The 421-nt window shown below is 77.0% G+C and carries 1 protein-coding gene; it reads right to left on the bottom strand.

Going from position 1 to position 421, the window contains the following annotated elements:
• Positions 1-421, bottom strand: a 421-nt coding sequence (locus OOT08_RS11145; RefSeq protein ID WP_442916220.1) for a hypothetical protein, incomplete at both ends; no start/stop codon positions are given.

Below are 421 nucleotides of genomic sequence, written 5' to 3'. Positions count from 1 at the left end.
CGGGTCTCGTCGCCGTCGCCGGTGTCCCCGATGTCCCCGCTGTCCCCGCCGTCCCCGGCAGCCTCGGCAGCATTGATCGCATCGGCAGCGCGGACGTCGTCGCGGAGGGCATGGGCGTCAGGGGCGTCAGGGTCCGGCGTGGCGAGGGAACGGGGCAGCGTCGGACGCCGGGGCACGATCCGCGTCGCGTCGTCAGTGGCCTCGTCATCAGTGGCCTCGTCATCAGTGGCCTCGTCGTCGCGGGCCTCGTCGCGAGTGGCAGCCGCGGAAGCGTCTCGGGCCGCCGCGTCGCCGGGGCCTGTGGCCGCGTCGGGCATCGGCACCGCGGCGGGCGTCGCGTTCCGGCGCGGCGCGAGCGGGGCGCGCGGCACGACGACCGTGCGGTCCTCGGCGGCGTCAGCGGCGGTGTCAGCGGCGACGT

Origin of the sequence: Leucobacter sp. M11 (assembly GCF_035726885.1) — a bacterium.
Taxonomy (GTDB): Bacteria; Actinomycetota; Actinomycetes; order Actinomycetales; family Microbacteriaceae; genus JAPFRB01.
This window is presented reverse-complemented; position numbering and strand designations above follow the sequence as displayed.